Origin of the sequence: Longimicrobium sp. (assembly GCA_036389135.1) — a bacterium.
GTDB lineage: Bacteria > Gemmatimonadota > Gemmatimonadetes > Longimicrobiales > Longimicrobiaceae > Longimicrobium.
In genome coordinates, this window is the sequence record DASVQP010000096.1 from 1 (window position 1) to 2145 (window position 2145).

Annotated in this window: 1 protein-coding gene; it reads left to right on the plus strand. The window is 68.5% G+C overall.

What is annotated here, in order from left to right; genetic code table 11:
- Positions 1-307: 307 nt before the first annotated feature.
- Positions 308-1966, plus strand: coding sequence for an IS1634 family transposase (locus tag VF584_20810; GenBank protein ID HEX8212631.1), 1659 nt, complete (start codon positions 308-310; stop codon positions 1964-1966).
- Positions 1967-2145 lie beyond the last annotated feature (179 nt).

Genomic DNA, 2145 nt, shown 5'->3' on the forward strand with positions numbered 1-2145 from the left:
CCGAGCGCGGCGGAAGAGCGGGCTCGCCAGGGTGCGCGGAGCCGAGCCATGGACAGCCGGCACGATGCTTCGCGACGTGGAGGCGAGGGGGCGGGTCTGGCGCGCGTAGCCAGGGCTCCGTTCCCTTCGCTTCGCTCAGCCCGAGTTTGAAGGTTTTTAGGCACACGCAGCGGGTTGGCGCAAGAAAAACCCAGGATCAATGCGGGTTTTTGCTGGCGGGATGGAGCTCGGACGCCGAAATTCCTAGATACACGCTTGCTCCACAAAGTGCTTGCAGTAAACAGGCGTACATGCTATCGTCCTGCGCATGTACATCCGCACCACGACGCGCCGGAACAAAGACGGCGCCGTCGTCCGCTACCTCCAGCTCGCCGAGAGCGTCTGGGACTCGGAGCAGCAGCGCTCGCAGACGCGCGTGCTCTACAACCTGGGCCGTGAGGACGCGCTGGACACCGAGGCGCTGCGCCGCCTGGCCGAGAGCCTGCTGCGAGTGGCGGCCCCCGGAGAGGAGCGGCCCGGCCCGCGGGGGGCGGCGCCCGCGCTGCGCCTGGAGTGGGCGAAGGACTACGGAGGGCTGCACGCCCTGCACGCGCTCTGGCGGGAGCTGGGGCTGGCCGAGGAGATCGGTCGAGCGTGCGGCGAGCGGCCGAGCGCGGCGCAGCTTTGCGAGGCCGCCTTCCTGATCGTGGCCAACCGGGCGCTGGCGCCCGAAAGCAAGCTGGGCGTGCACGAGCGCTGGCTGCGCGACGTGCACTGGCCGGCGGCCGAGGAGCTCGGGCTCCACCACCTCTATCTCGCGCTCGACCTGCTGGCCGCGGAGAAGGCGCGCCTGGAGAAGGAGATCTTCTTCCGCGTGGCGGACCTGCTCTCGGCCGACGTGGACCTCGTCTTCTACGACACGACGAGCGTCTACTTCGAGACCGAGGAGGAGGACGAGGGCGAGGGGCTGAGGCGGCGGGGCCACAGCAAGGACTACCGGCCGGGCGCTCCGCAGATCGTCGTCGGGCTGGCGATCACGCGCGAGGGGCTGCCGGTCAAGAGCTGGATCTGGCCGGGGAACACCGCGGACGTGAGCACCGTCGAGCAGGTCAAGCGCGACCTGGCGGGATGGCGGCTGAACCGGGTGGTCTACGTGGCCGATGGCGGGATGATGAGCCAGGAGAACCTCACCCACCTCGCCCGGGGCGGCAGCGGCTACATCGTGGGAGTGCCGCTGCGCAAGTCGAAGGAGGCCGCGGCGGTGCTCGCCCGGCCGGGCCGCTTCAGCGCAGTCGCCGAGAACCTGGAAATCAAGGAGGTCGCCTATCCGCCGCCGGAAGAGGAGCCGGTGGCGGAGAAGCGCCGGCGCTACGTCCTCTGCCGCAACCCGGAAGAGGCGAAGCGGCAGAAGCACCGCCGCGACGAGCTGCTGCGTGAGCTGGAGGCCGAGCTGAAGGCGCTGCATGCGCGCAAGGACGAGGAGCATCCGAAAGCGGCCTGCGTGCTGCGCTCGAGCCGGCGCTTCGGCGCGTACCTCAAGACGGGCGCGGACGGGAAGCTGGAGATCGACCGGGCGAGGGTGGCACAGGAAGAGAAGCTCGATGGCAAGTGGCTCGTCATCACCAACGACGCCAGCCTGAGCGCGGAAGACGTGGCGCTGGGATACAAGCAGCTCCTGCGCGTGGAGGAGAGCTTCCGCCGCCTCAAGCACGGGATCGACATCCGCCCGGTGCACCACCGCACCCGGGAGCGCATCGAGGCGCACGTCTTCGCCTGTGTGCTGGCGCTGCTGCTGGAGCGCGTGGCGGAGCTCAGGACGCACCGGCGCTGGGGAGAGATCCGCCGGGAGCTCGGATGCCTAAAGATGGTGGCATATACCGGCCCCGGAGGCCGCGCCCTGCAGACCACCGAGCTTACGGAAGAACAGCGGAAGCTCTTGCAGGAAATGAAGATCGAGCTGCCCAGGCGCGTCCACCACATCGGCTGAGCCCCATCACGACTCCAATTTCCACCTACATACACGCGCTCCGGAACCTCGGAGCGTAAGGTGCACTCGCGTGGTCATTTGCGCATACGTGTGTGCGCAGAAGTTTCAAACCCGGGCTGGAGGCCGCGATGCGGAGGGTCGAATGTGGCCACGGACGACCATCCACGATGGATGAGATC

What these genes read in the sequence shown, in the direction of transcription:
- VF584_20810 (HEX8212631.1), top strand. Translation starts at nt 308, where the DNA reads ATGTACATCCGCACCACGACGCGCCGGAACAAAGACGGCGCCGTCGTC.